The sequence below is a fragment of the Streptomyces sp. NPDC052682 genome (assembly GCF_040678435.1).
Taxonomy (GTDB): domain Bacteria; phylum Actinomycetota; class Actinomycetes; order Streptomycetales; family Streptomycetaceae; genus Streptomyces.
Genome location: NZ_JBFATS010000006.1, coordinates 49,921 through 74,050, shown reverse-complemented (window position 1 = coordinate 74,050; position 24,130 = coordinate 49,921). Strand labels below are relative to the sequence as shown.

General features: G+C 73.3%; 21 protein-coding genes. 6 read left to right on the top strand and 15 right to left on the bottom strand.

Annotation, left to right across the window (positions count from 1 at the left end):
* Window positions 1–46 precede the first annotated feature (46 nt).
* Together AB0K80_RS10930 and AB0K80_RS10925 are read right to left on the bottom strand one after the other, a co-directional pair.
* Complete coding sequence (locus tag AB0K80_RS10930; protein ID WP_365668083.1) at window positions 47–907, bottom strand: SUMF1/EgtB/PvdO family nonheme iron enzyme; 861 nt, start codon at window positions 905–907, stop codon at window positions 47–49.
* Window positions 904–1,491, bottom strand: a complete 588-nt coding sequence (locus AB0K80_RS10925; RefSeq protein ID WP_365668081.1) for a hypothetical protein — start codon at window positions 1,489–1,491, stop codon at window positions 904–906. The genes AB0K80_RS10930 and AB0K80_RS10925 overlap by 4 nt, the downstream gene beginning before the upstream one ends.
* Before the next feature lie 55 nt (window positions 1,492–1,546).
* Here AB0K80_RS10925 and AB0K80_RS10920 point away from each other — a divergent pair, with 55 nt between their 5' ends.
* On the top strand, window positions 1,547–2,059 hold the full coding sequence (locus AB0K80_RS10920) for a PadR family transcriptional regulator (RefSeq protein WP_365668079.1): 513 nt from the start codon (window positions 1,547–1,549) through the stop codon (window positions 2,057–2,059).
* A gap of 483 nt (window positions 2,060–2,542) precedes the next feature.
* On the opposite strand, the gene AB0K80_RS10915 is transcribed toward AB0K80_RS10920, so the two are convergent.
* Window positions 2,543–3,184 carry an NAD(P)H-dependent oxidoreductase gene (locus AB0K80_RS10915; RefSeq protein WP_365668077.1) on the bottom strand — a complete coding sequence of 214 codons (642 nt, stop codon included), beginning with the start codon at window positions 3,182–3,184 and terminating at the stop codon, window positions 2,543–2,545.
* Between the two features lie 174 nt (window positions 3,185–3,358).
* Here AB0K80_RS10915 and AB0K80_RS10910 point away from each other — a divergent pair, with 174 nt between their 5' ends.
* Complete coding sequence (locus AB0K80_RS10910) at window positions 3,359–3,847, top strand: MarR family transcriptional regulator (RefSeq protein ID WP_365668075.1); 489 nt, start codon at window positions 3,359–3,361, stop codon at window positions 3,845–3,847.
* Between the two features lie 286 nt (window positions 3,848–4,133).
* Here the strand turns inward: AB0K80_RS10910 and AB0K80_RS10905 are convergent, their stop codons facing one another.
* On the bottom strand, window positions 4,134–6,290 hold the full coding sequence (locus tag AB0K80_RS10905) for a SpoIIE family protein phosphatase (protein ID WP_365668073.1): 2,157 nt from the start codon (window positions 6,288–6,290) through the stop codon (window positions 4,134–4,136).
* A 275-nt stretch (window positions 6,291–6,565) separates the two neighbouring features.
* On the opposite strand from AB0K80_RS10905, the gene AB0K80_RS10900 reads away from it, so the two are divergent.
* A complete protein-coding gene (locus AB0K80_RS10900; protein WP_365668071.1) occupies window positions 6,566–8,509 on the top strand; it encodes a glycoside hydrolase family 97 catalytic domain-containing protein in 1,944 nt (647 codons plus the stop codon).
* A gap of 4 nt (window positions 8,510–8,513) precedes the next feature.
* On the opposite strand, the gene AB0K80_RS10895 is transcribed toward AB0K80_RS10900, so the two are convergent.
* From AB0K80_RS10895 to AB0K80_RS10870, 6 genes are all read right to left on the bottom strand, one after another.
* On the bottom strand, window positions 8,514–9,731 hold the full coding sequence (locus tag AB0K80_RS10895) for an acyl-CoA dehydrogenase family protein (RefSeq protein ID WP_365668069.1): 1,218 nt from the start codon (window positions 9,729–9,731) through the stop codon (window positions 8,514–8,516).
* 1 nt (window position 9,732) lies between these two features.
* Complete coding sequence (locus tag AB0K80_RS10890; protein WP_365668066.1) at window positions 9,733–10,707, bottom strand: 3-hydroxyacyl-CoA dehydrogenase NAD-binding domain-containing protein; 975 nt, start codon at window positions 10,705–10,707, stop codon at window positions 9,733–9,735.
* Window positions 10,704–11,450 carry an acetoacetate decarboxylase gene (locus tag AB0K80_RS10885; RefSeq protein WP_365668064.1) on the bottom strand — a complete coding sequence of 249 codons (747 nt, stop codon included), beginning with the start codon at window positions 11,448–11,450 and terminating at the stop codon, window positions 10,704–10,706. The genes AB0K80_RS10890 and AB0K80_RS10885 overlap by 4 nt, the downstream gene beginning before the upstream one ends.
* Window positions 11,451–11,454: 4 nt before the next feature.
* Window positions 11,455–12,231, bottom strand: a complete 777-nt coding sequence (locus AB0K80_RS10880) for a crotonase/enoyl-CoA hydratase family protein (protein WP_365668062.1) — start codon at window positions 12,229–12,231, stop codon at window positions 11,455–11,457.
* A 21-nt stretch (window positions 12,232–12,252) separates the two neighbouring features.
* Window positions 12,253–13,422 (bottom strand): CoA transferase, encoded by a 1,170-nt coding sequence (locus AB0K80_RS10875; protein ID WP_365668060.1) that lies wholly within the window; start codon window positions 13,420–13,422, stop codon window positions 12,253–12,255.
* A gap of 144 nt (window positions 13,423–13,566) precedes the next feature.
* Window positions 13,567–14,475, bottom strand: a complete 909-nt coding sequence (locus tag AB0K80_RS10870; RefSeq protein ID WP_365668058.1) for a LysR family transcriptional regulator — start codon at window positions 14,473–14,475, stop codon at window positions 13,567–13,569.
* Between the two features lie 155 nt (window positions 14,476–14,630).
* Between AB0K80_RS10870 and AB0K80_RS10865 the strand changes: the two genes are divergently transcribed.
* Together AB0K80_RS10865 and AB0K80_RS10860 are read left to right on the top strand one after the other, a co-directional pair.
* Complete coding sequence (locus AB0K80_RS10865) at window positions 14,631–14,918, top strand: DUF4190 domain-containing protein (protein ID WP_365668056.1); 288 nt, start codon at window positions 14,631–14,633, stop codon at window positions 14,916–14,918.
* A gap of 187 nt (window positions 14,919–15,105) precedes the next feature.
* Window positions 15,106–15,564, top strand: a complete 459-nt coding sequence (locus AB0K80_RS10860) for a hypothetical protein (RefSeq protein WP_365668054.1) — start codon at window positions 15,106–15,108, stop codon at window positions 15,562–15,564.
* An 84-nt stretch (window positions 15,565–15,648) separates the two neighbouring features.
* On the opposite strand, the gene AB0K80_RS10855 is transcribed toward AB0K80_RS10860, so the two are convergent.
* The 3 genes from AB0K80_RS10855 to AB0K80_RS10845 all read right to left on the bottom strand — a co-directional run bounded on the left by AB0K80_RS10855 (window position 15,649) and on the right by AB0K80_RS10845 (window position 18,907).
* The gene (locus AB0K80_RS10855) at window positions 15,649–17,070 is read right to left on the bottom strand and encodes an FAD-dependent oxidoreductase (protein ID WP_365668052.1); all 1,422 of its coding nucleotides are present in this window, start codon (window positions 17,068–17,070) and stop codon (window positions 15,649–15,651) included.
* 93 nt (window positions 17,071–17,163) lie between these two features.
* Window positions 17,164–17,919, bottom strand: a complete 756-nt coding sequence (locus tag AB0K80_RS10850) for an alpha/beta hydrolase (protein WP_365668050.1) — start codon at window positions 17,917–17,919, stop codon at window positions 17,164–17,166.
* 109 nt (window positions 17,920–18,028) lie between these two features.
* Window positions 18,029–18,907: an alpha/beta hydrolase gene (locus tag AB0K80_RS10845; RefSeq protein WP_365668048.1), complete on the bottom strand. Its 879-nt coding sequence runs from the start codon at window positions 18,905–18,907 to the stop codon at window positions 18,029–18,031.
* Window positions 18,908–19,021: 114 nt separating this feature from the next.
* Between AB0K80_RS10845 and AB0K80_RS10840 the strand changes: the two genes are divergently transcribed.
* Window positions 19,022–21,094, top strand: a complete 2,073-nt coding sequence (locus AB0K80_RS10840; RefSeq protein ID WP_365668046.1) for an AfsR/SARP family transcriptional regulator — start codon at window positions 19,022–19,024, stop codon at window positions 21,092–21,094.
* A 209-nt stretch (window positions 21,095–21,303) separates the two neighbouring features.
* Here AB0K80_RS10840 and AB0K80_RS10835 read toward each other — a convergent pair whose 3' ends face one another.
* Together AB0K80_RS10835 and AB0K80_RS10830 are read right to left on the bottom strand one after the other, a co-directional pair.
* Window positions 21,304–22,506, bottom strand: coding sequence for an FAD-dependent oxidoreductase (locus AB0K80_RS10835; protein ID WP_365668044.1), 1,203 nt, complete (start codon window positions 22,504–22,506; stop codon window positions 21,304–21,306).
* A gap of 108 nt (window positions 22,507–22,614) precedes the next feature.
* Complete coding sequence (locus AB0K80_RS10830; protein ID WP_365668042.1) at window positions 22,615–23,562, bottom strand: RNA polymerase sigma-70 factor; 948 nt, start codon at window positions 23,560–23,562, stop codon at window positions 22,615–22,617.
* Window positions 23,563–24,130: the final 568 nt, after the last annotated feature.

Genomic DNA, 24,130 nt, shown 5'->3' with positions numbered 1-24,130 from the left:
GAGCGGACGAGAGGTTCGGCTTCTGGGTCAAGCAGGTCGAGCGGCTTCACGGACGCCACGGAGGTGGTCCGGCCGTGGCCTGAGGGGGCAGCGGCGCCGCCGGACGGACAGCGGTGAAGTCCAGGGATTCGTAGCGGCCGGCGGAGAGCAGCAGCAGCCACTCGTCACAGCCCTGCCACGGTGCGAGGTCGCCGGCCCCGCCGCGCACCACCCGTGGTCCGTCCCCGGTGCGGGGGCGTGCGTCCACCGGCGCGTCCCTGTAGTGCGGGATCCACACGTCCGCGCAGAGCTCGTTGGCCGATCCCATCGCCGCCAGCCCGAAGGCGTTCTCGGCCGCGGCAGTGCGCTCCTCGTCGGCGAAGTCGTCGATCACCTGGTCCTCGTCCGGCCGCCCGTCCCCGCGGAAGGTGAGGGTGGTGGTCCCGGCCCGGGCCGCGTACTCCCACTCCGCCTCACTGGGCAGCCGGAAGGGCGACGCCTCCAGCAGGTCGTCCAGGTCGTCCTCCAACCGGGCCGTGTGCGACGGCGAGTCGGCGAAGCTGTCCTCGTACTCGGGCAGCCAGTGCCGTACCTGGGCGACCGTGAGGGGATGCCGCGCGAGCAGGAACGGCTCGACCCGTACCTCTCGCACGGGCCGGGCTTGGCCGGCCGCGGCGAAGAACCCCTCGAGGTCGTCATCGGCGCCGCCGGCCCGCTCGATGGCGCGCACCGCGTCCAGTTCCGCGTCGGACAGGCCCATCCGGAACGTCCCGCCGGGGACGGCCCGGAAGACCACACCGGAGGGGGTGTGCCGCCAACCCGGCCGGCCGGCCACGGTCTCCTGGGCCCACATGGCATCAAAGGCCGGCATGTCGCGCGTCGGCGGAGCACCGCGCTCCTGCCGCGTGCCGCCCGGGCCCGGGGTCATCGGGTGGCCGCCTTGCTCTGGACGTGGGCGACGTAGCGGACGGTGAAGAGCATCGGGAGGGCGAAGCCGGCGATCTGGACCAGCGTGGCCAGGGCCGAGTGGGCGTGCCCGGTGTGGGCGACGAGGACCAGGGCTACGGCGGTCGCCGTGAAGGCGGCGGTCCACACGGCGGTGATGACGGTGTTGGTCCGGATGAAGGGCTTCAGCCCCCAGATCTCGCGGGGGGTGGTGCGCTTGGCGATGCCGAGGGTGAACGGCTTGCCGATGGCCAGTGAGACGCCGGCGATGACCGCCAGGGTGGCCGAGGACAGGGCCGCGGAGTAGTCGTGGACGCCCGAGCCGGGGTCGGCGAAGGCGAGGGCGGCCAGGGCGGCGAAGAACGCGGCGGAGCCGAGCTCGATGATCAGTGCGTCGAATCCGGCACCGGCCTGCCGCTGCTGGACGATCACGGCCACCGCGACCACCAGGGCGGCCAGCGCCGCCCACTGCCAGTGGGACGAGGGCAGCACGGCGAAGATGATCCACGGGAGGAACGTGCGCAGATACGACATCGAGGTCTCCGCTTCCGGTTTCAGTTGTGACATGTCAAAAGTAGAATGTCACTTATGACATGTCAACAGTGGAAGGTACGGTGGAGACATGAGCCTTCGACACGCGCTGCTCGGGCTGCTCTCCGAGCGTCCCGCAAGCGGCTACGACCTGCTGAAACTCTTCGAGACGTCGCTGGCCTCGGCCTGGCCGGCGACCCAGAGCCAGATCTACACCGAGCTGACCAAGCTGGCCGGCTCCGGGCTCGTCACGGTGTCGGCCGAGGGCCCGAGAGGCCGCAAGGAGTACGCCCTCACCGACGAGGGACTCGCCGAGCTGCGGCACTGGCTGACCGAGGTCAAACCGCAGCGCACCACCCGCAGCGACGTCCTTCTGCGGGTGTTCTTCCTCGGGGTGCTGACGCCCGAGCAGGCGCGCGGCTACCTCACCGAGCTCATCGAGCTGTCCGACCAGGGCTACGAGAGCCTGCGCCGGGTGGAGGAGTCCGTCGACTGGGGTGACGACAACCTGTCGGTCTACGGCCGGATCGCCCTCGAGTACGGGCTGCGGTTCAACGCCATGCGCCGCGAGTGGGCGCAGTGGGCGGCCGGCCAGATCACCTGAGGGGCGCGGGTCGGACAGGTGCGGCGCGCGGGGGTCTGCCCCTGCCCGGGATGAAGTCCGGCCGGCGCCGGCGCCGGCCGGCGGGTGAGCCGGGCCGGTTCCGCCGTACGAGGGCTCCCTGCGCGGCGGCCGGACGGCGGAGACCGTTTCGCCGGTGCCGGGGCCCGTGGGCCCGTGGCCTGGGGGCCCGTGTTGCCGGGACGGCGGCGTGGGGGGGCGATGAGCCGGGATGTCGTGCGGGCGTCCGCGGGGCTCGTCCCTGAGGTTCTGGCTGGGGCGGTGGCCGGGCGCGGCGGGGCCGACGAGGCGGCGAGGCCGGGCGCGGCGGGGCCGTCGTGGGGGCGGGGCCGGGCGCGGCGGGGGCCGCGAACCGTCCAGGGTCTGTCTCGCCGGTCAGTGTGGTGGCGAGCCGCCGTTCGCGTGGATGCGCCGCGCGGGCGGGCGCGCAGCTCGCCGTGAGCTACGAGACAGACCCGGGGGCGGTCAGGCTCTGATCAGCCGGGCGACCCGCTGCCCGTACTCGGCGGCCTGCTCGTGCCCCGTCTTCATCGACTCCTCGGCCAGGCCCCGCAGCGATGCCATCTCCGGATTCCAGAACGCGTGGGTCAGCTCCGCCTCGGCGATGTGCAGGTCGAGGCCGAAGACGTCGGCGAGGATCCGGCGCAGGTAGGGCGTGGCGTGGTCCCAGCCCTCCTTCGGGGTGCCGGGCCCGTAGCCACCGCCCCGGCTCAGCACCAGGACCGCCGGCTTGCCCTTGAGCGGCCAGTCACCGTGCACCCCGAGCCGGGGGTGATTGAGGATCAGGTCGAGCCAGGTCTTGACCTGTGCCGGGACGTTCCAGTTGTACAGCGGCACCGCGAACAGGAACGCGTCGGCGTCGAGCAGTTCCGTGCCGAGACGGTCGAGGAGCTCGCGCGCCTCGTCCGGGGCGGGTGCGGTCGGGTCGACGACGGCGCGGGCGAGCGCGGTCCACGCGTCCCCGGGCAACGGCTCGACGCCGAGGTCGCGCCGGGTCACCACGGCGCCGGGGTGCTCGGCGAGCCAGGCCTGCTCGGCGGTGTCGGCGAGGGCGCGGCTCACCGATCCCTCGGTCCGGATGCTCGCGTCGAGACGGAACAGGTTCATGGTCGGTACCTCCCACATAAGTTCTGCTGTGTTGCAGATAGTATGTGCGGCAGAACATCTTCTGACAAGAAGAGTGAGCCGGCTGCCAACCCCCGAACCCAAATCACTATGTCGGCAAGATATTCTGTGAACCAGACTATCTGTCGGGATACCGAGCGGTGCTACGGTGATGCGATGTCCTCCGAACCCCGCGACCAAGAGAGAGACGGCGCCAAGTGCCGCGCCTTGGACAACGACCTGGTGTGGGCCATCCGCATGATTTCGGCGGCGCTGCGGCGCGCTGCGGCCGACGCCGCCGAGACGCTGCCCGGAGGGTCACGCGCCTACTTGGTGCTCATGGCATTGGACGAGACCGAGGACAAGCCCCCCACGCAACTGGAACTGGCCGGCCAGGTCGGTCTCGACCGAACGGTGATGACCTACCTTCTCGACGACCTGGAGGGCCTGGGCCTGCTGTCGAGACGCCCGAATCCGCAGGACCGGCGGTCTCGGCACGTGATCCTGACGGACGACGGCCGAGCGCAGTTGCAGCGCGTGCGCACCGATCTGGCGGCCGCTGAGGAACGGCTGCTCGCGGAGCTGAGCGAAGAAGAGCGAGCCCGGTTCCGAGTCCTCCTGGCCCGGGTCGCGCTCACCGCCCAGCGGAGCACCCTCGGGGGCTGAGGGGGCCGGGTCCTGCCCGGTCCTCCGCGGAGGGGCTGTGCCTGACGTCGTGGCCGGCCGGATCATGTACGTCGAAGTGCTCGACCGGCCGCCCCTGCCCCGCCGCAGCGAGCGGGACTGCACACCCCGGCACGGCGCGGACACTCCGCCCGGTCCATGAGGTGACTCCGCGACGGACGCCGCCCGCAGGTCGCGCCGGTGCGCTGTCCCCGGTTCGGTGTGCGCCGCGTCAACGCATCTAGGCCCTGCCCGAGTTGCCCGCATCACAGCGCACAGGCCCCTGGTGTCACCTGCCGACCGCCGCCCAGACCACCTTGCCGTGGTCCGTCCAGCGCACGCCCCACCGGGTGGTGAGCCGGTGGACGACGTGCAGGCCACGGCCGCTGTCGTCGTAGGGCCCGTTGCGGCCCAGCCGCGGCCTGCCGTTGCCGGTGTCGCCCACCTCGCACAGCAGCCCGTTCCCGGTCCTGATCAGCCGTACCGTGAGGGGCCCGCGGGCGAAGCGGACCGCGTTGGCGACCAGTTCGCCGACCACCTGCAGCACGCTGTCCCGGGTGTCGTCCCTGACGCGCCATTGCCCCAGCGGCCCGGAGACCAGGGCGCGGGCCCGGGCGGCCGCGTCGTAGCGGGCGGGCAGGCGCCAGGTCGCGGTGTCCGACGGGCGGTAGCCGATCATGCGGGCGATCAGCAGGGTCACGTCGTCGCGCCGGCACTCGGGTGCCAGCGCGGCGACCACCCGCCGCGCGGCCTGCTGCAGGGCATCCCACGGGTGCACCTTCGACACGGCGTCGGCGAGCCTGTCGATGCCCTCGTCGATCGATGCGGCGGGGTCCTCCACCAGGCCGTCGGTGTAGAGGGCGAGCAGCGAGCCCGGGGGTGCGGCGAAGGCGTGCACGCCGAACGGCTCCCGCAGCGCGAACTCGACGCCCAGCGCCGGGTGGGGTCGCACGGCGACCGGGCCGGCGGGCCCGTCCGGGGGCATCAGGATCGGGGGGAGGTGGCCGGCGTTGGAGAGCACCACGTGGTGGCTGACCGGGTCGTACACGGCGATGCAGCAGGTCGAACCGAGGGCGCTGTAGCCGGCCGCCAGCCCGGACTCCGCGTCGTCCAGCAGCGCCACGGTCTCGTCCAGGTGCTCCAGCACCTCGTCGGGCTCCAGCCCCGCGGACAGCAGCGCGCGGGCCTCCATGCTCAGCTGCCCCATGGTGGCCGCGGCGCCCAGGCCGTGCCCGACGACATCACCGACCACCAGCGCGGTACGGCCGTCCGGCAGCGGGAAACTGTTCACCCAGTCACCGCCGACGCCCGCGCTGTCGGGGGTGGCGGGCTGGTAGACGCTGGCCGTCTCGATGGTGTCGCCGCTGGCCCGCGGCAGCAGCCGGCGCTGCAACGCCAGCACCTGCGTGTGCTCGCGCTGGTGCTGACGGGCCAGGTCCACGTGATGAGCGGTCCTGGCCACCAGTTCCCGCAGGTCGATCAGCTCGCTGTCGTCGAAGGGGCGGTCCGCCCGCCGCCAGACCTCCGCCACGCCCAGCACGACCGGCGGCGTGCCCTCCAGCACCAGCGGCAGGCACGCCACCGCCGCCGCCCGGTCACCGGGCACCAGGGCACGCACCAGCCGCGGACTGCCGAAGACCCGCTCGACCGCCGCCCGGTCGGGTATGACGATGGCCTGCGCGGCGTCGTCCCGCAGGATCGCCTGCGACAGGAAGCGACTGGTGTCGCCGGGCAGATCGTCGCCCGGCGTCACATAGCCCTCGGGCCACGCCCGGTCCGGCACCAGGGCCGCCCGCCGCAGCCGGATGCGCCCCTGCGGCTGCCCGGTGACCACCTCCCCCGTCCACACGGCGAAGTCGAGATCGACGGCGGCCACGTCTCCCCAGGCCAGCAGGGACTCCGCCAAGGACTGGGCCGTCTCGTCGACGTCGAGCGAGGTGCCGATCGCGGTCTCGGCGGCGTACAGGTGGAGCCGTTTGGCCATGTCGATCAGGGAGACGGTCAGGCCCTCCTGGGGCGCCGCGGCGGCCAGGATGCTCATCGAGACCACTAGCTCCGACCCGTCGCTGCGCCGCAGGCGCTGCACCCGGGCGACGTGCGGCTCACCGGTCTCCAGGACCTGCCGCAACCGCCGGGTGACCGTCGGTACGTCACCCGCGGGCAGAAGGTCGACGAAGGGGCTTCCGAGCGGGGCGTTCAGTCCCGCGAAGACGGGGGCGTCCAGGTTGCAGCGGGTGATGCGCAGGTCCTGGTCCAGGTTGACCGCGCCGAGGATCTGCTCCTGGCGGCCGGCTGCGGCGTGGCCGCGTTCGCGGGCGGTGTGGTCGCCCTGCGCTTCGGCGGAGCCGGCGGCCGCTGCCGCCTTGCCGTGCGGGATGTACTGCCCCAGGGCGCTGCTGACCATGTCGAACGCCGACGAGGACGAGGGGGAGGATGTGGGGTCCATGCGGCTCTCCCAGCTCGCTCGCCACTCCCGGCACAGCGCCGGAACTGCGCCGGAACCCGTGCGGCAGGGTCCCCGAACCCCTGACCGCACACCTCATTCAATACCAGCCGGGGCTGCTTCGCCTATATCAGCGGATCGCGCGGTGCGGCTGGAGGGTTGACGCACCCCCCGACCCGATCTACAACTTCTCCCACACCTTCAAACGTTCGCTACCGGTCGGTTCTGTTCGAAGTGTGGGTTCGCTCGCCGTCCCGAAGGAAGAGGGTCGCCTCGTCATGAGCAGTGCCGGAGCACCACACCAGTCCGCCGTCTCCCGCAGAGGCATGCTCAAGGGCGTGATCCTCACCGCAGGGATGGCGGCGGCGGGCATCACGGCCACGGGGCCCGCCCGGGCGGCGGACGCCTCGGTCCGGGCGACCTCCCCCGACGGCAGGACGTCGGTGACCCTGTCGGTGACCGGCGGCGCGCTCCGGTGGTCCGTCCTGCGGGGCGGCGCCACCGTGATCGCCCCCTCCCCCCTCGGCCTGCGGTTGAGCAACGGGACGACCCTCGGCAGCAGCGTGACGGTGACGCAGAACCAGCACTGGACGTTCAGCAGCACCTGGACCCCGGTCTACGGGCGCAACGCGACCGTCACCGACCACTACCAGGAGCAGCGCTGGAACCTCCAGGACACCGTCTCCGGGGTCCGCTTCAGCGTGCAGGCCCGCGCCTACGACACCGGTGTCGCCCTGCGGTACGTCCTGCTCGGCACCGGCACGGCCACCGTCTCCGACGAGCTGACGACGTTCACCTTCCCGGACGGCACGCTGGTCTACAGCGCCCGCGACGAGAACGAGTACGTCCCGGTCGCCCCGGGCTCGATTCCCGTCACCGGCACCTCCGGCACCGACAACGGGCCCCTGACCGACCTGCCGCTGACCGCCACCCTCGCCGGCGGGCTCATCGCCTGCGTCTGTGAGTCGTCCCGGCTGAACTTCCCCCGGCTGATGCTCGGTTCGGTCCCCGGGCAGCCCGGTGCCCTGTCCGCGTTCCTGATGGAGCACACCGCCCGCGGCAGCGGCCCGGTCGCGACGACCAGCACGGTCACCACCCCGTTCGCCACGCCGTGGCGCGCGGTGGTGATCGGGTCGACCCACGCCGAACTCGTCGACAACGCCGAGCTGGTGCTCAACCTGGCACCGGCCAACGCCCTGGCCGACACCTCCTGGATCAGGCCCGGCAAGGTCTTCCGCTGCGAGCTCACCACCGACGCCGGCCTCCAGGGCGTCGACTTCGCCGTCGCGCGGGGGCTGCAGTACATCGAGTACGACGCCGGCTGGTACGGCCCGGAGTTCACCACCACCGACGCCACCCGGCCCATCGACGCCATCGACCTGCCGTCGGTCATCTCGTACGCCACGAGCAGGGGCATCGGCGTCATCCTCTACGTCAACCGGCTGGCCCTCAGCGACGCGGACTCGCTCTTCGCGCGCTACCAGGGCTGGGGCGTCGCGGGCGTCAAGCTCGGCTTCCTCAACGACGGCACCCAGGCCATGACCAACCAGATCACCGGCTGGGCCAGAACGGCGGCCAGGTACCGGCTGCTGATCGACGTGCACGACGACGTCCGGCCGTTCGGCTACGAGCGCACCTACCCGAACCATGTGAGCCTGGAAGGCGTCCGCGGCAACGAGAACTTCCCCACCGCCACCCACAACGTGACGCTGCCCTTCACCCGCAACATCGGCGGCCCGATGGACTACACCATCTGCTACGGCCAGTCCCGCAACAAGACCACGAACGCCCACCAGATGGCGATGGCCGCGGTGTACTACCAGCCGCTCAACTTCCTCTTCTGGTACGACAAGCCGTCCAAGTACGCCACCCCCGCCAACTGGCCCGGGCTGCCCTGGTTCGACGCCGTCCCCACGACCTGGGACGAGAGCCGGACGCTGGCCGGGTCGATCGGCCGGTTCGTCGCCGTGGCCCGCCGGCGCGGCTCCACCTGGTACCTCGGGGCGATGACCGACGAGTCGGCCCGGACGCTGTCGCTGCCGCTGTCGTTCCTGGACAGCGGCGTCACGTACACCGCCACCGTCTACGCCGACGGCACCCCGGCCACCAGCCCGTACCAGACCCCGGTCGTGGTCGGCACCCGGACCGTCACCTCGGCCACCACGCTGAACGTGGCGATGGCCCCCTGCGGGGGCCAGGCCGTCGTTCTCAGGCCGAGCTGACGTCTCACACGAACGCGCTCTGTCCCGTGATCGACTTGCCGACGATCAGGGTGTTCATCTCGCGGGTGCCCTCGAAGGAGTAGATCGCCTCCGCGTCGGCGAAGAAGCGGGGGATGTCGTGGTCCAGGAGGATGCCGTTGCCGCCGAAGATCTCGCGGCTCCAGGCGACGACCTCCCGCATCCGCGCGGTGACGAACGCCTTGGCCAGGGAGGAGTGTTCGTCGCGGAAGATGCCGGCGTCCTGCAGGCGGGCGAGCTGCACCAGCATGCCCCAGGACGCGGTGATGTTGCCGAGGCTCTTGACCAGCAGGTCCTGCACGAGCTGGAAGCCGCCGATCGGGCGGCCGAACTGCCGCCGCTCGCGGGCGTAGTCGAGGGCCAGTTCGTACGCACCGGTCATGACGCCGAGCGCCTGCCAGGCCACCCCGGCGCGGGTCGCGCGCAGGATCTCGGCGACGTCGCGGAAGGAGCCGATGTGCTGCAGGCGGTTCGCCTCCGGGACCCGCACGTCGGTCAGGGTGATCTCGGCGTTCTCGACGATGCGGAAGGCGAGCTTGTTCTCGATCTTCACCGCCTCGAAGCCGGGCGTGCCCTTCTCGACGACGAAGCCCTTGACGTGGTGGTCGTCGACGTCGCGGGCCCAGACGACGACGTAGTCGGCGAACGTCGCGTTGCCGATCCACTTCTTGGCGCCGTTGAGGACCCAGGTGCCGCCCTCGCGGCGGGCGGTGGTGCGCATGCCGCCCGCGACGTCGGAGCCGCCGAGCGGCTCGGTCATCGCGAACGCGCCGATCTTGTCCATCGCGGCCATGGCGGGCAGCCAGCGGTCGCGCTGCTCCTGGTCGCCGCCGGAGTAGATGGAGTACATCGCCAGGCCGTTGTGGACGCCGAAGAAGGTGGCCACCGAGGCGTCGGTGCGGGTCATCTCCATGGCGAGCATGCCGGTCAGCAGGTTGCTCGCGGCGGGGCGGTGCTCGCCGTAGCCCTCGTAGGGCAGGCCCGCCAGGCCGCTGCGGCGGAACAGGGTGATGAGCTGCTTCGGGAACTCGCCCTTGGCCCAGTGGTCGTTCACCAGCGGCTTGACCTGGTCGCGCATCAGGGCGCGCGCCTTGAGGAGGATCTTTCGCTCCTCGTCCGGGAGCAGCGACTCGTAGTGGTAGAAGTCGGCGGTCAGTTCGTCGGTGAGGGGGCCGGCGGTCGTGGGCTGTGCGGTGGTGGTCATCTCAGTTCTCCTCCTTCGGGGCGGTCGTGCCGGCGGCGCCGGACAGGGCGTCCAGGACCGCCAGTTGCCTGCGGTCGCGCGTCTCGGCGAGTTCTGCGTACGGGGCGGAGCCGTAAGCCTTTTCCACGGCTTCGATGAGCCGTTCCTGCGCGTCGGGGGTCTGCGCGGGGCGTCCGGGGCCGTCCCCCATGTCCTGCATCGAGGCGCCGATGTGCTGGACCAGGTGCCGGTAGCCGCCGGGTCCGCCGCCCAGGTGCGAGCCGAGGAAGGGGCCTACGGTGGCCCAGCGCAGGCCGAGCGAGTTCGTCACGACCGTGTCGAGCTCCTCGGGGGTGACCACGCCCTGCTCGACGAGGTACACCGCCTCACGGCTGAGGGCGTTCTGCAGGCGGTTGCCGACGAAGCCGGGGATCTCCTTGCGCTCGACGACCGGGGTGCGGCCGACGCAGGTGTAGAAGTCGGCGGCGGCCTGTACGGCGTCCTCGCCGGTGCGCTCGCCGGGGACGACCTCGACCAGCGGGAGCAGGTGCGGCGGGTTGAAGGGATGGCCGATCAGGACGCGGGCGGCCGCCGCGTCCGGCAGCTCGCCCGTGAACGCGGTCGACGGGATCGCCGAGGAGGAGCTGAGCAGCAGCGCGTGGGCGGGGGCCTCGCGGGCCAGCGTGGCGAACAACTCCCGCTTGAACGCGATGCGTTCGGGCCCGTTCTCCTGGATGACGTCCGCGTCCCGGACTGCCTCGGTGACGTTCGCCGCGAGGTGCACCCGGCCGGCGAGGCCGGTCACCTCCAGGCCCCGGGCGGCCAGGTGCGGGGCGTACTGCTCCAGGGCCTCGGCGACGGCGTCCGCGAGGTCCTCGCGCGGGTCGCTCACCCGGACGGTCAGGCCGTACGCGGCGAACAGCGCTGTCCAGGACAGTCCGATGGTTCCGGCGCCGATGACGGCGGCCGTACGGAAGGCGGAGGGGGTGCGGGTCATGACGCGGCTCCCTTCAGGTAGTCGTGGACCGGCTCGACACCCGCGAGCGTCAGATCGGTGAGGATGTGGCTCGCGGAGACGACCTCCAGCACCGGCAGGTCGGCCAGCGGGGCCAGCACGTGCTGGAACAGCTGGAGGCGGGCGGGGCCGGTCCAGGCCTCCTTGACGGTGAGGTCGGTGATGCGGGTGCGGACGAGTTCCTGCACGCGGGGCATGCCGTCGTAGCCGGGGATCGTCTTGAGCAGATACGTCGGTACGGCGATCTGCGCCTGGGCCTCGCGCGGGTCCAGCGCGTGGTGCTTGTAGCCCATGGTCGCGGTGGCGACCCGGAGCGTGCCGTGGTCGAGGGTGCCGACGAGCGCGCCGGAGTCGACGTAGAGCGACGGGGAGCCGATGACCTTCGGGTAGGCGGCGACCTCGCGGCCGGAGGCGGTCGCCGCGAAGTTGTCGAGGTACATGGCGTGCAGGTACTCGCCCCGCTCGCCCTCGAAGCTGACCGGGATCGCCTGGCCGGCCTCGGTGTAGGGGCCGTAGCCGCTGACGTCGCCCATCCGCATGACCTCGAAGCGGACCAACGGCTCCTCCATGCGCAGGGGTTCGGGCACGACGGCCCGCAGCGCCTCCGGGTCGGTGCGGTAGACGATGTTGAGGTACTCGCGGTCGGTGAACCGCGGGACCACCGGCGGGTACGCCGGGCCGGTGAGCGGGGTGGTCAGGCGCTGTCGTACGTCTTCGGCCTTCATGTCCTCACCGCCCCGTCCAGCGCGGGGCGCGGCGCTCGGCGAAGGCGGTCATGCCCTCCCGTACGTCGTCCGAGGCCATCAGCGTCTTCATCTGCGCGCGCTGGAAGGCGAAGGCCTCGGCGTCGGGGGCACCGTCGGCGGCGCGGACGACGCGCTTGACGGCCGCGAGCGCCAGCGGGGCGTTGTCCGCGAGGCGTTCGGCCAGGCGCAGGGCCTCCTCGACGGCCCGGCCGGGGGCGGTGACCCGGTTGGCCAGGCCAAGTTCGTGCGCGCGGCGGCCGTCGATTGGCTCGCCGGTCAGCAGCAGCTCCATGGCGAGGTGGTGCGGGATGCGCTTGGGCAGCCGGATCACGCCGCCGCCCGCGGCGATCAGGCCGCGCGTGACCTCGGGCAGGCCGAACCGGGCGTCCTCGGCGGCGACGATCAGGTCGCAGGCCAGGGCCAGTTCGAAGCCGCCGCCCATCGCGAAGCCCTCCACGGCGGCGATCAGGGGCTTGGCGGGCTCGGCCTCGGTCAGGCCGCCGAAGCCGCGGCCCTCGACCTCCGGGGACTCGCCGCGCAGGGCGGCCTTGAGGTCCATGCCGGCGCTGAACGTGCCGCCCTCGCCGGTCAGGACGCCGGCCCGCAGGGTGGGGTCGGCCTCCAGTGCGTCGAGTGCGCCGGCCAGGGCGGTGGCGACCGCGGCGTTCACGGCGTTGCGGGCCTCGGGGCGGGCCAGGGTGATCAGCAGGGTGGTGCCGACGCGTTCGGTGCGGACGACGTCAGGGGCGGGGTTGCTCATGCGGTGCTCCTTCTGTGACGGTCAGCGGGCGGCGGCGTCGAGTTCGGCGAGGACGTCCGCGGTGTCCTGGCCCGCGACCGGCGCCAGACGGCGGATCGAGCCGGGGGTCGCGGAGAACCGCACCGGGATGCCGATGGTGCGCACCGTGCCCTCGGTGGGGTGCTCGACGGTGTCGAGGAGGTGGCCGTCCCGGACGTACGGGTCCTCGTGGGCCCGGTCCAGCTCCAGCACCGGGGCCATCGGGATGCTGTGCTTGGCGCACACCTCCGCCCACTCGTCGGTGGTCAGCGCCGGGGCGCACTCCTCGAGGAGCGCGGCCAGGTCCTCGTGGTCGGCGCTGTCGATGGCGTCGGTGTTCACCCGCGGGTCCTCGGCGAGGTCCGGGCGTCCGGCGGCGGTGAAGAAGTCCCGGTAGTTCTGCGGGTTGTAGGGGATGACGCAGGCCAGGCCGTCCTTGGTGCGGACCGCCTTGTGACCCTTGAGCATCGACAGCGGGAAGCCGGTGGGGCCCGTCTCGGGCACGTGCGTGTGGCCCGCGAGGTGCTCGACCAGGTTGAACGCGATCAGCGTGTCCGTCATCGGGATCTCGACGAGCTGGCCCCGGCCGGTGCTGTTCCGGTGCAGCAGGGCGGCGAGCACGCTGTAGGCGATGGTCAGGGAGGAGACCTTGTCGCCGATGATGGTCGGCAGGTAGACGGGCTCGCCCAGCGCCCGGTCGGCGATGTCGACGAGGCCGGAGGCGGCCTGCACGGTCTCGTCGTACGCGGCGTGGCCGGCCCGGTCGGAGTCGCCGCGGAACCCTTGCGCGTGCGCGTAGACCAGCCCGGGGTTCCGGTCGGCGATGTCGTCGTAGGACAGGCCCAGGCGGTGCAGGGCGCCGGGCCGCATGTTGGTGATCAGCACGTCGGCGGTGTCGATCAGCTTCAGCGCCCGCTCCCGGTCGGTGTCGTCCTTGAGGTCGAGGGCGACGCTGCGCTTGTTGCGGTTGACGTTGAGGTTCAGCGGGGTCATGCCCGGCGTGGTGCGGTAGTGGCCGACGCGGACGGTGTCGGAGGGCGACTCGATCTTGATCACGTCGGCGCCCAGGTCGCCGAGGATCTGGGCGGCGTACGGGCCCATCACCACGGTCGAGAGGTCGATCACCCGCAGGCCGTCCAGAGGGCCGGCGACGGTGTCCGTCAGGTCCGTCATCATTCTTCCCTTCGCTTTCGCTCCACCAGATGCGTGTATCTGGAAATTAAAGCTAGCAAGGGAAATGATGACAACGGAATGATCATGATGCGAAAAGCGGTATGACCGCAGAGGTCATACCGCTTGTTCGATAGCTTTCGAGGGTCAGGCGCTGAGGGGCTCGGCGAAGATCTCCCGTGCCGCGGCGGCGAGTTCTTCCAGGTCGCCGCCATCGGCGCGGTCCTTGCGCCAGAACAGCCCGGTCCCGAGCCGGGGATCGAAATCGGAGAACGGAAGGACAATTATGTTATCCAGGCCGTATTTCCGCAGGGGACTTCTCGGGTCCATCATGGAAAGGGTGAAGGCCAGACCGCAGGAGACTATTTCGGATACTCCGTCGAAGGTGGCGCCGGTCAGGTCGACGCGTTTCTTGACGCCGAGATCGGACAGCTGACGGTCGAGGCGGCGGAAGAACGCGTTGTCCGCGGCGGGGGGCGGAGCGGCGTAGGGCAGGTCGGCGAGTTCCGCCAGGGCCACCGAGGTCCGGCCCGGGAACCGCTCCTCGGGCACGGCCGCGCCGAGCCGCTCCGACATCACCGGCAGCTGCTCCAGCGCCGGGTCGCTGACCGGCAGGTGGGCCAGGGTCAGCGCCAGCCGGCCGTCGCGCACCGCGTCGATCAGGCGGTCGCTGCGGCCCGGCCAGCGCTTGACCTCGAAGCGGTCGCGGACCCGCTCGGTGAGGGCGTCGATCCGGGCCCGCAGGTCCGGGTGGATGCCGCTCGGCACGCCGAGCAGCACGGTCGTCCGGCGGGGCCGGGCCACCTCGTCCAGCCGCCAGCGCAGGGAGTCGACCTGCTCCAGGACGTCCCGGGCGATCGGCAGCAGCGCGGTGCCGGCGGGGGTGAGCGTCACATGGTGGGTGTCGCGGTCGAACAGCCGGTGACCGAGTTCCTTCTCGAGATCCTTGATCCGCCGGCTCAGCGGGGACGCCGCCATGTGCAACTTCCGGGCGGCGGTGGAGAAGTTGAGTTCTTGGGCAACGGCGACGAAATAGCGCAGGTGCAGGAGCTCCACGGCGCCCACCCTAACCGTCGTGATCAGCGGGCCGCCGCGCGCGCAGCGGGATCCGTGGACATGGGAACGCCTCAAAGGGGCATTCGGACAAGCAAGTCGAACGTAGGGAGTGTGCGGCCCGTTCGGTCCGTGCAACCGACAACTGGGAGATTCCAATGGCGAGTTACGGCAGTTCCTCTGCCGCGTCCTCCGGTTCGCGCACCAACGGCCTGGCGATCGCGAGCCTGTGCTGCGGCATCGTCGGGCTGTTCTTCCTGAACATCGTTCTGGGCCCGCTGGCCATCGTCTTCGGTGTCGTCGCCCGCCGCCAGGCCGGGGTGCGCAGCGGCGCCGGCATGGCGAAGGCCGGCATCATCCTCGGCATCGTCGACGTGGTCCTCTGGCTCGTCCTGCTGGCCGTCGCCGCCAACAACGGTGGCTTCAGCTGGTACGTGGGCGGCTGACGGCCGCCAGGACGCACCCGGCACAGGCGGGTGGGCACCGGCCACGGGCCGGCCGCCCACCCGCACCGCTGCCCGGCACCCGGTGGCCTGCTTCGCCCGGCTCGTGAAGGACCCGCTGTCAGTCCCGCCGTGTACGGTCCGGACCACGCTGGGAGAACGGCTCCCGCGAGTGTCCGAGGATCACGCGATGAGCTACGACATCTACTTCGTGAACTGGAGCGACGGGCAGTCCTGGGACGAGCTCCTGGAGGCGATGGAGGAGGCGGCCGAGCAGAGTACGCCGATCCCCGTCCCGCTTCTCCAGGCCTGGGACCGGATCGTGCCGCAGGCGCGCGGCCTGCTGGGCGAGGTGCACCTTGCGGCGAACGAGCAGCAGACGCGGGAGCTGAGCCACCCGGGCACCGGCATCCAACTGTCCGTCCTCGGTGACGAGGTGAGCATCACCGTGCCCTACTGGCATGCGGGGGACGCCGCCGCGGCCGTGCTCGGCAAGGTCTTCGCCCTGTCGGCCGTCGTCGAGAAGGAGACGGGGCTGACCGCCTACGACCCGCAGGTGGAGATGCCGCTGCTCCAGGCGCCTGCGCAGGCCACCATCGGCCTGATGTCCACCACCACCGAGGACCTGCGCAACCGCTACGGCGGCTGACCACCGGACCCGGTGACGCCGCGTCGGCCGCGGCGACGGGGGCACCGGCTCGCCGAGTGCCGACCGGGGAGACGGTGCCGGACCTCAGGTCGGGCGTACGGCCTTCAGCAGGGCGTGGCGGGTGGGGCCCGGGTCCGTGTAACGGGGTTCTCCCGCGGCCAGTTTCTGGGCCCGCTCCGCCAGGCCGGAGTCCACCAGGGCCTCCTGGGGGCCGGCCAGCAGGCAGCCCACGTCGGCCAGGGCGCGCAGGATGTCGGGGTCCTTCCAGCGGGCGGTCTCCAGGGCGATGCGCAGCTGCCAGTCCGGGTCGTCCGCGGTGGGGGTCTCGCCGCGTATCTCGGCGTCGATCTCGGCCAGGCGGTTGCGGTCCCAGGCCGCGAAGCTCTCCCACACCGGGGTGAGGTTCTCCTCGGTGACGGCGTCGAACGACAGGGCCAGCCGTAAGGGGTCGTCGGTCCCCGTCGCGCGTACGACGTCACGCAGGGCGGCGGCGTGCCGCCAGGCGATCGTGATGCCCGTGCCGAACTGCGGGTCGATCGTGCCCCAGGCGTCGCCGACCGCGACCACACCGGTGACCAGCGGCCGGCCGCCGGTGACGAAGCGGCGGCGACGGCTGCCGGTTCCGCCCATGGCGGTCACCCCGGTGATCGGCTCGCCCTCTCCGAAGGGCGCGAACCACGGATACAGCTCCAGGGCCCGGTGCCAGGCGTCCGGGTCCGCCAGGGCGCGCAGCTCCTGGTCGCGGCCCGACGCCACCAGCGACACCCCCCAGGTGCCGTGGTCGCCGGGTACGGACAGCACGCTGAGGCTCTCGTGGTGGCACAGCGGCCACGGCGCCTGCCGGGGAAGGCTGCCGTCGGGTGAGCGGAAGTACCTGGTGTAGTAGCGGAAACCCATCCCCACCTGGTGTTCCTCGGGTTCCGCGCCGATCCCGGCCAGCATCCCGGCCACCGGGGAGGTGCGGCCGCCCGCGTCGACGACGAGGTCCGCCGTCAGCACCTCGCCGCCGTCGGTGAGCACGCCGGTCACGTGGCAGCGGATGCCCGGCTGTGCCGTGCCGGTCAGCAGGGCGGTGACCTGGACACCGTGGCGGACGGTGACGCCGGGTGTCTGCCGTGCCTGGGCCAGCAGGGCCGCGTCCAGCAGCGGCCGGCGGATCGCCGTCGTCTCGAACCGGGCGTCCTCCGGCCGCGCCGGGCCGGTGGCCGCCACACCCCACGCTCCGGCGATCATGTTGTGGTGGGGAACCCCGCCCAGGTCCAGGACGCGGGCCAGGGCTCCGGGCAGCTCGGCGGCCAGCCACCGCATGCCGCCGGGCAGCACACAGTGGCTCTGGCGGAACTGGTGGACCGCCGGACGCCGCCAGTCGCGCCACACGCTCTCCGCGTCACCGTCCGGCGGGCCGGGGTCCCGGTCGAGCACCGTGACGCGCAGGCCCTCGGCGGCCAGCAGCATCGCGGCCACCAGGCCCGTCGGACCGGCCCCCACCACCAACACATCGCTCACTGAACTCTCCTTCTTCTACGGGCTCTTCAACGGGCTCTTCAGCGGGTCCAACGGGTCCTACGGGGAGTTCCGGCGACCGGTTCGACGGGATCGTCAGGTGCGGTCGGCCACCGAGCGCCAGAACGCGCCGAGCACCGCCGCCGCCTGCTTGGGGTCCTGCACCATCCAGAAGTGCCCGACCTCGTCGAGCGCGCGTACCTCCGCCCCGAGGTCCCGGGCGATGCCGCGGGCCGCCTCCGGGTCGTCGAACGGGTCCTCGGCGGGAGTGAGCACCAGCCCCGGCGCGCCCGTCCTGGCGAGGCCGGCGCCCCAGTCGGCGTACGGGTTGGGCAGCGCCGAGCGGTAGAGGCCGAGGATGGCGTCGCCCATGGTCGCGTCGAACGACCGGTGCATCGCGAGGGCGTGGGCCGGGGGCACACCCAGGGAGGTGAGCTGCCGCGCCGTGCTCGCCGGGTCGTCGGGGCCGGCGGTGCGCGCCACCTCGTTGAACGCCTCCCCCTCGCCCGGTGTCTGCCAGATCCGTGCCACGTCGTGCCAGACGTACCGCGGGTGCAGGATGCTCGCGCAGTCGGCGGCCCAGCTGCGCAGCGGAACGTCGTACGCCGTCGCCACGCGGTAGGTCAGCAGGGCGCCCCAGTCGTGGCCCACCAGGTCGACAGGGCCCGGCAGTGCGCGCAGGGCGTCGGCCAGCCAGTCGGCGTAGTCCTCCTTGCGGCCGGCGAACCCCGGCGGCAGCGGCGCGCCGAAGCCGGGCAGCCGCAGGGCGACGCTGTCGGTTTCCAGCTGGTCGCGGAGGTCCTGCCAGATGTCGCTGGTCTCGGGCACCCCGTGGACGAAGACGGCGGTCATGGCGCTTCCTTCAACTCGGACGGACGGGCAGGCGGCGCCTGCCTTGGGGAGGCAGCCTCGCCGTGACGGGCACTCACTTTCCAGACCGCCTCGGGGTCACGCGACGCGGTCAGCGGGCAAGGAGGTCCCGCAGGGCCCCGGTGACCTCGCCGGGCGCCTCCTCGGCCATGAAGTGGCCGCAGGTGACGGTGGTGTGGTGCAGGTCAGGGGCCCAGGCGCGCCACAGCGCGGCGGCGTCGAAGCCGAGGGCGGCGCCCCAGTCCTGCTGGAGCACGGACACCGGCATCCGCAGCCGGTTCCCGGCAAACCGGTCGGCCAGGTCGTGTTCCAGGTCGATGCCGGCCGAGGCGCGGTAGTCGGCCACGATGGAGGGGACCGCGGCGCGGCAGGCCGCCAGGTAGGCGGCGCGCACCTCGGCCGGGATTGCCTTCCCGTCGGTGGTCCACACGTCGAGGAAGTGGCCGAAGAAGGCGTCCGGGGCCGCACCGATCAGACGCTCCGGCAGACCGGGCGGCTGCGCCATCAGATACAGGTGGAAGCCGACGGAGGCGGTGACGCCCCGCATCACCTCCCACATGTCGGCGGTCGGCAGGACGTCCAGACAGGCCAGGTGCGTCACGGCGGCCGGGTGGTCGAGCGCGGCGCGGAAGGCGACCAGGGCGCCGCGGTCGTGCCCGGCCAGCGCGAACCGCTCGTGCCCGAGGGCGCGGGCCAGGGCGATGACGTCGGCGGCCATGGTGCGCTTGGCGTAGACGGTGGCGTCGCGCTCGGCGGGTCTGTCACTGGCGCCGTAACCGCGCAGGTCGGGGCAGATCACGGTGTGGTCGGCGGCCAGGTCGGCGGCCACGTGGCGCCACATGAGGTGGGTCTGCGGGAAGCCGTGCAGCAGCACGACGGGCGGTCCGGAGCCGCCCACCGCGACATGCAGGGACACCCCGTCGGCGACGGGGAGACGGTGGTGGTCGAAACCGGCGATGACAGGGGTCACGGCCCGGGCTCCTTTCGGTACGGCAGCGGCTTCACCGATGCTGGGGGCGGCGAATGAGCGGTGGATGAGCGTGGATGAGCGGTACGGCGGCAGCGCCGGGAGGGGCGGGGAGGCATGCGCGTCCGCTTCGGCGTGCTCGGGCCCGTGACGGCCTGGGACGTGGGCGGGGAGCCGGCGGCGGCCTGCGGTTTCGGCGGCGGCCCGGGGGGTGGTGGACCCGGGGACGAGCCGGGGCGGGCCCTGCCCGGCGACGAGCCGGGGCGGGCCGTCGCGCTGGAGTTGAAGGGGCCCCGGCACCGTTCCGTGCTGGCGCGTCTGATCGTCGCCCAGGGGCGGGTCGTACCCGTGCGGCGGCTGGCCGAGGACCTCTGGGCGGATCCGCCCGCCGACGCGGTGGGCGCCCTGCGCACCTTCGTCGCCGCGCTGCGCCGCGCCCTGGAACCGGACCGCCCCCCGCGCGCCAGGGCCCGGCTGCTCGTCACCGAGGGCCCCGGATACGCGCTGCGCGCCGCGCCGGACGCGGTGGACGCCTGGCGGTTCGAACGGGCGGTCACCGCCTGCGCCGCGCTGCCGCCCGCCGACGCCGCCGCCCGGCTCCAGGAGGCGCTCGGCTGGTGGCGCGGACCGGCCTACGGGGAGTTCGCGGACCAGCCGTGGGCCCGGGCGGAGGGCCACCGCCTGGCCGAACTGCGGCTGCACGCCGTCGAACGGCACGCGGAGGCACTGCTGGCCCTCGGACACGCCGACCGCGTGGCGGCGGACCTGCGGGCGCACACGGCCGGGCACCCCGGGCGGGAGCACGCCTGGCGGCTGCTCGCCCTGGCGCTGTACCGCACGGGCCGGCAGGGCGACGCGCTCGACGTACTGCGCCGGGCACGTGCCGCGCTGGCCGAGGAACAGGGCCTCGAACCGGGTCCGGGACTGCGCGGGCTGGAGGAGGACATCCTGCGCCAGGCCGGTCATCTGCGTCCGGCCCCCGGAGCCGGTGGCGCGGCCGGGCAGGTGTGGGAGCGGGTCGCGAGCGCCTACGACCGGACCGTGGCGGCGGGCGCCCGGACCCGGCTGGAGTCCACCGTGGACCTGCTGCGCGGCCTCGCGGTGAGCGGCGGCAGCGGTCTGCTGGCCGCCCGCGAGCACCGGGTGACGGCCATCGCCGCCGCCGAGGACCTGGGCGACGCGGAGCTGACCGCCCGGCTGATCGGCGCCTACGACGTCCCGGCGGTGTGGACCCGCCTGGACGACCCGGAGCAGGCGGCGCGCGTCGTGCGGGCCGCCGAACGCGCCCTGGCCACGCTGCCCGCCGGCGGCGGGGGCGAGGCCGCCCGGGCCCGGCTGCTGGCGACCGTCGCCGTGGAGTCACGGGGCAGCGCGTCGGCCCGCGGCGCGCAGGCGGCCCGGCAGGCGGAGCGGATCGCCCGCCGGCTCGGCGACCCGGCGCTGCTCGCGTTCGCCCTCAACGCCGTCTTCATGCAGTGCTTCCACCGCGCCGGGCTGGCCGCGCGGCGCGACGAGATCGGGGCGGAGCTGGTCGAGGTCGCTGCCCGGCACGGCCTGGCCACGTTCGAGATCCTCGGTCATCTGGTCCGTATGCAGGCGCGCGGCGCGCTCGGCGACTTCGCCGGGGCCGACCGTGCGGCGGCCGCCGCCGACCGTCTGGCCACCCGCGACGAACGGCCGCTGGTCGCCGTGTTCACCCGCTGGTACGGCGTGCTGCGGCTGGACGCGGCCGGGGCACCGGTGTCCGGCGTGGCGGCGGCCTACCAGGAGGCGGCCGCCCTGCTGGACGGCTGCGGGATGCCCGGGCTCGCCCACGGGCTGCCGCCGCTGGCGCTGCTGTGCCTGCGGCTGCGGCACGGCCTGCCCCTGGAGTTCGACGACGGCACCGACTGGGGGCCGTACGCGCCCTGGGTACGCCCGCTGCTGCTGATCGACCGCGGCCGGCGGGCCGAGGCCGCCGGGGCGCTGCGCGCGGTCCCCGACCCGCCGCGCGACCACCTGCAGGAGGCCCTGTGGTGTCTCACCGGCCGGGCGGCCCTCGCCCTCGGCGACCGGGACACCACGCGCCGCGCCCACACCGCTCTCGCCCCCGCTTCGGGCGAACTGGCCGGCGCGGGCAGCGGCCTGCTCACCCTCGGCCCGGTGTCGCCCCACCTGTCCGACCTCACGGCCGCCCTCACGACCGGGTGACACCCGCACGCGGGCACCCATCGCCGGCGGCCGCGGCGCGCAAGCGCACCCGGCCGCTGGCCGCGAAGCCACCCGGCCGCCGCCGACGGAATCGCCGTCGCCCCACCACCGGCCACAAACCCTCCCGGGCCACCGACGACATCACCGCCCGGGCCGGCAGCGCAGCGGGCGCCCCCTGGTGAGGGCGCCCGCTCCCCCGCCGCCGGGGTTCAGGCCGCCGCCCGGACCGCCGGTTCCTCCACCCGGGCCGGCTCCTGCACCACGCGGCGGCGCCGGGTCGGCAGGCCCGTGGTCGGGTGGGCGACGCCCCAGGCCGCGCCCTTGCAGATCAGTTCCTTGTAGACGGCGGCCATCCGGCCGGTCAGGGCGGCCCGTACGGCGCGGTCGTCGGCGGTGACGTACTGGATGAGGCCGTCCCGGCGGCCCAGCGAGACGCACTGGTTGAAGTAGCGCAGCGGCACCTTCGGGAGCTTGCCGCCGGTCAGGCGGGCCGCGAGGGCGTCGGCGGCCTGCCAGGCGGTGGGGATGCCCGAGGCGCACGACATCCGCAGCGGCTTGTCGCCGGGACCCATGACCAGGGCCGCGTCGCCGATGGCGTACACGTCCGGGTGGGACACCGAACGCATGGTGCCGTCGACGACGATCTGGCCGGTGTCGCCGACCTGCAGGGTGGTGGCCTGGGCGAGGGGGTGGACGGCGAACCCGGCGGTCCACACGGTGACGGCGGCCGGGATCGTAGCGCCGCCGGCGGTGGTGACGTGGTCGGCCGACACGGCGGTGACCTCGGTCTGCTCGTGGACGGTGACGCCCAGCCGGTCGAAGACCGCGCGCAGGTGCCGCCGGCCCTTGGGCGAGAGCCAGTCGCCGAGGCCGCCCGCGGCGACGAGGGCGACGTCCAGGTCCGGGCGGGCCTCGGCGATCTCGCTCGCGGCCTCCACCCCGGTGAGGCCGCCGCCCACCACGACCACGGGCTGCCCGGCGTCCAGGCCGGCCAGGCGCTCGCGCAGCCGCAGCGCGCCCGGGCGGCCGGCGATGTCGTGGGCGTGCTCGGCGACGCCGGGCACGCCGTGGTCGTTCCAGGCGCTGCCGAGGGCGTAGACGAGGGTGTCGTACGGCAGTTCCTCCTCGGTGCCGTCCGCGTCGAGGACCGTGACCGTCCTGCGGTCGGCGTCCACGCCGGTCACCCGGGCGAGCTTCAGCGCCACGCCCGTGCCCGCGAACATCTCGGCCAGGGGCCGGCGCGGAAGGTCCTGGCCGGCCGCGAGCTGGTGCATCCGGACGCGCTCGACGAAGTCGGGCTCGGCGTTGACGAGTGTGATGGAGACGTCTTCGCGGCGCAGCCGCCTGGCGAGGCGCCCGGCGGCGCTGGCTCCGGTGTATCCGGCTCCGAGGACGATGATGCGGTGCTGCATTTCCTCGCTCCTGTCTGCGACGGTCTTCGACGGTTCGCCTCTTGAACCGGGCGGCTCGCCGTTTCCTGACAGGTGTGCGGTGTGAAGCAGCTCACATCGGCTCGGGGTTCAGAAGGCGGCGCGGAGCACGGGCTCGCCGTGGTCCGTGGCCGCCCACTGCCGGGTCGCGCGGTCGAGCTTGTCGGGGTTGGCCTGGCTGCGGAGCGCGACGATGCCGTCCGGGGTGACCTCCAGGCACGTCACCCCGACGACCCGGCCGTCGAGGACCGCCACGAGCGCGGGCTCGCCGTTGGCGGTGGTGGCGTACAGGTCGGGCGAGCCGCCGACCAGCGCGCGCTTGGCCTTGCCGGGCTTGAACAGGCCCCGCAGGAACTTGGCGACCGCGAGGGCGCCCTTGAACGGCGTGGTGCGGGCGGGAACCTTGCCGCCGCCGTCGCCGATGGAGACGGCGTCCTCGGTGAGCAGCCGTACGAGCGGCTCGGTCCGGCCGCTGGTGGCGGCCGCGAGGAACTCCTCGACGATCCGCCGGGCGGCGGCCTCGTCGACCTCGGTACGGGCCTTGCCGGCCGCGACGTGCTTCTTGGCGCGGTGGAAGATCTGCTGGCTGGCGGCCTCGGTGAGGTCGAGGATCTCGGCGATCTCGCGGTGCGGGTAGCCGAAGGCCTCCCGCAGCACGTACACCGCCCGCTCACTGGGCGACAGGCGCTCCAGCAGGGCGAGCACCGCGTACGACAGCGACTCGCGCTGTTCGGCGGTGTCGGCCGGGCCGAGCATCGGGTCCCCGGCGAGCAGCGGTTCGGGCAGCCACTGGCCCACGTAGGTCTCGCGCCGCGCGCGGGCCGAGGTGAGCTGGTTGAGGCACAGGTTGGTGAGCACCTTGGTCAGCCACGCCTCGGGGACCTCGACGCGCTCGACGTCGGCGGCCTGCCAGCGCAGGAACGTCTCCTGCACGGCGTCCTCGGCCTCGCTCGCCGAGCCGAGCAGACGGTAGGCGAGGGCTTCCAGCCGGGGCCTGGAGGCTTCGAACCGCTCGACGTCGCTCATGGTCAGGGCCATGACCGGATCCTAGCCCGCGTGGGCGTGGAACGGCCCTGTCACACCTGTGCCGGCGCCCGGCTTCGCTCCTCCTCACCACGCACCGGGCGACCACGACACAGCCGGGCCTGCCAGGGCCTGGCCGCCGGGCTGTGGCCGGGGGCCCTCACAGGCGAGGCCAGGAGACGGGACACGGCCCCGCCCCTCGGGCGCAGCACCGCCGTCCAACCTCGGGCACAGCCCGACCCCTCAGGGGCCCCCGCTCCCCGGACGCAACCCCGCCCACGGGCGCAGCCCCGCCGCCGGTCACGGTCGGCCAGGCCGGGGCCCTCACGGGCGAGGCCAGGAGACGGGACACGGCCCCGCCCCTCGACGCAGCCCCGCCGTCGACAACAACCCAACCTTGACGCAGCTCAACCCCCGGAGGGAGCCCCCCGCCCCAGGCGCAGTACATCCCCCGGAACACCTCGGCCAGCCCGCCCCCCACGGGCGAAGCCGAGTGACAGGCGCGGCCCCGCCCCCGGGCGCAGCCCCGCCGCCGACAGCAACCCGAACCCGGCGCAGCCCGCCCCCGGAGGCAACCCGCCCG

Coding starts and splice junctions, on each gene's coding strand:
- AB0K80_RS10900 (WP_365668071.1), top strand. CDS start 6,566: ATGAGCAGTGCCGGAGCACCACACCAGTCCGCCGTCTCCCGCAGAGGC.
- AB0K80_RS10850 (WP_365668050.1), bottom strand. CDS start 17,919: ATGACCGCCGTCTTCGTCCACGGGGTGCCCGAGACCAGCGACATCTGG.
- AB0K80_RS10925 (WP_365668081.1), bottom strand. CDS start 1,491: ATGTCACAACTGAAACCGGAAGCGGAGACCTCGATGTCGTATCTGCGC.
- AB0K80_RS10880 (WP_365668062.1), bottom strand. CDS start 12,231: ATGAGCAACCCCGCCCCTGACGTCGTCCGCACCGAACGCGTCGGCACC.
- AB0K80_RS10910 (WP_365668075.1), top strand. CDS start 3,359: ATGTCCTCCGAACCCCGCGACCAAGAGAGAGACGGCGCCAAGTGCCGC.
- AB0K80_RS10835 (WP_365668044.1), bottom strand. CDS start 22,506: ATGCAGCACCGCATCATCGTCCTCGGAGCCGGATACACCGGAGCCAGC.
- AB0K80_RS10875 (WP_365668060.1), bottom strand. CDS start 13,422: ATGACGGACCTGACGGACACCGTCGCCGGCCCTCTGGACGGCCTGCGG.
- AB0K80_RS10920 (WP_365668079.1), top strand. CDS start 1,547: ATGAGCCTTCGACACGCGCTGCTCGGGCTGCTCTCCGAGCGTCCCGCA.
- AB0K80_RS10840 (WP_365668046.1), top strand. CDS start 19,022: ATGCGCGTCCGCTTCGGCGTGCTCGGGCCCGTGACGGCCTGGGACGTG.
- AB0K80_RS10890 (WP_365668066.1), bottom strand. CDS start 10,707: ATGACCCGCACCCCCTCCGCCTTCCGTACGGCCGCCGTCATCGGCGCC.
- AB0K80_RS10930 (WP_365668083.1), bottom strand. CDS start 907: ATGACCCCGGGCCCGGGCGGCACGCGGCAGGAGCGCGGTGCTCCGCCG.
- AB0K80_RS10860 (WP_365668054.1), top strand. CDS start 15,106: ATGAGCTACGACATCTACTTCGTGAACTGGAGCGACGGGCAGTCCTGG.
- AB0K80_RS10865 (WP_365668056.1), top strand. CDS start 14,631: ATGGCGAGTTACGGCAGTTCCTCTGCCGCGTCCTCCGGTTCGCGCACC.
- AB0K80_RS10885 (WP_365668064.1), bottom strand. CDS start 11,450: ATGAAGGCCGAAGACGTACGACAGCGCCTGACCACCCCGCTCACCGGC.
- AB0K80_RS10895 (WP_365668069.1), bottom strand. CDS start 9,731: ATGACCACCACCGCACAGCCCACGACCGCCGGCCCCCTCACCGACGAA.
- AB0K80_RS10915 (WP_365668077.1), bottom strand. CDS start 3,184: ATGAACCTGTTCCGTCTCGACGCGAGCATCCGGACCGAGGGATCGGTG.
- AB0K80_RS10830 (WP_365668042.1), bottom strand. CDS start 23,562: ATGGCCCTGACCATGAGCGACGTCGAGCGGTTCGAAGCCTCCAGGCCC.
- AB0K80_RS10905 (WP_365668073.1), bottom strand. CDS start 6,290: ATGGACCCCACATCCTCCCCCTCGTCCTCGTCGGCGTTCGACATGGTC.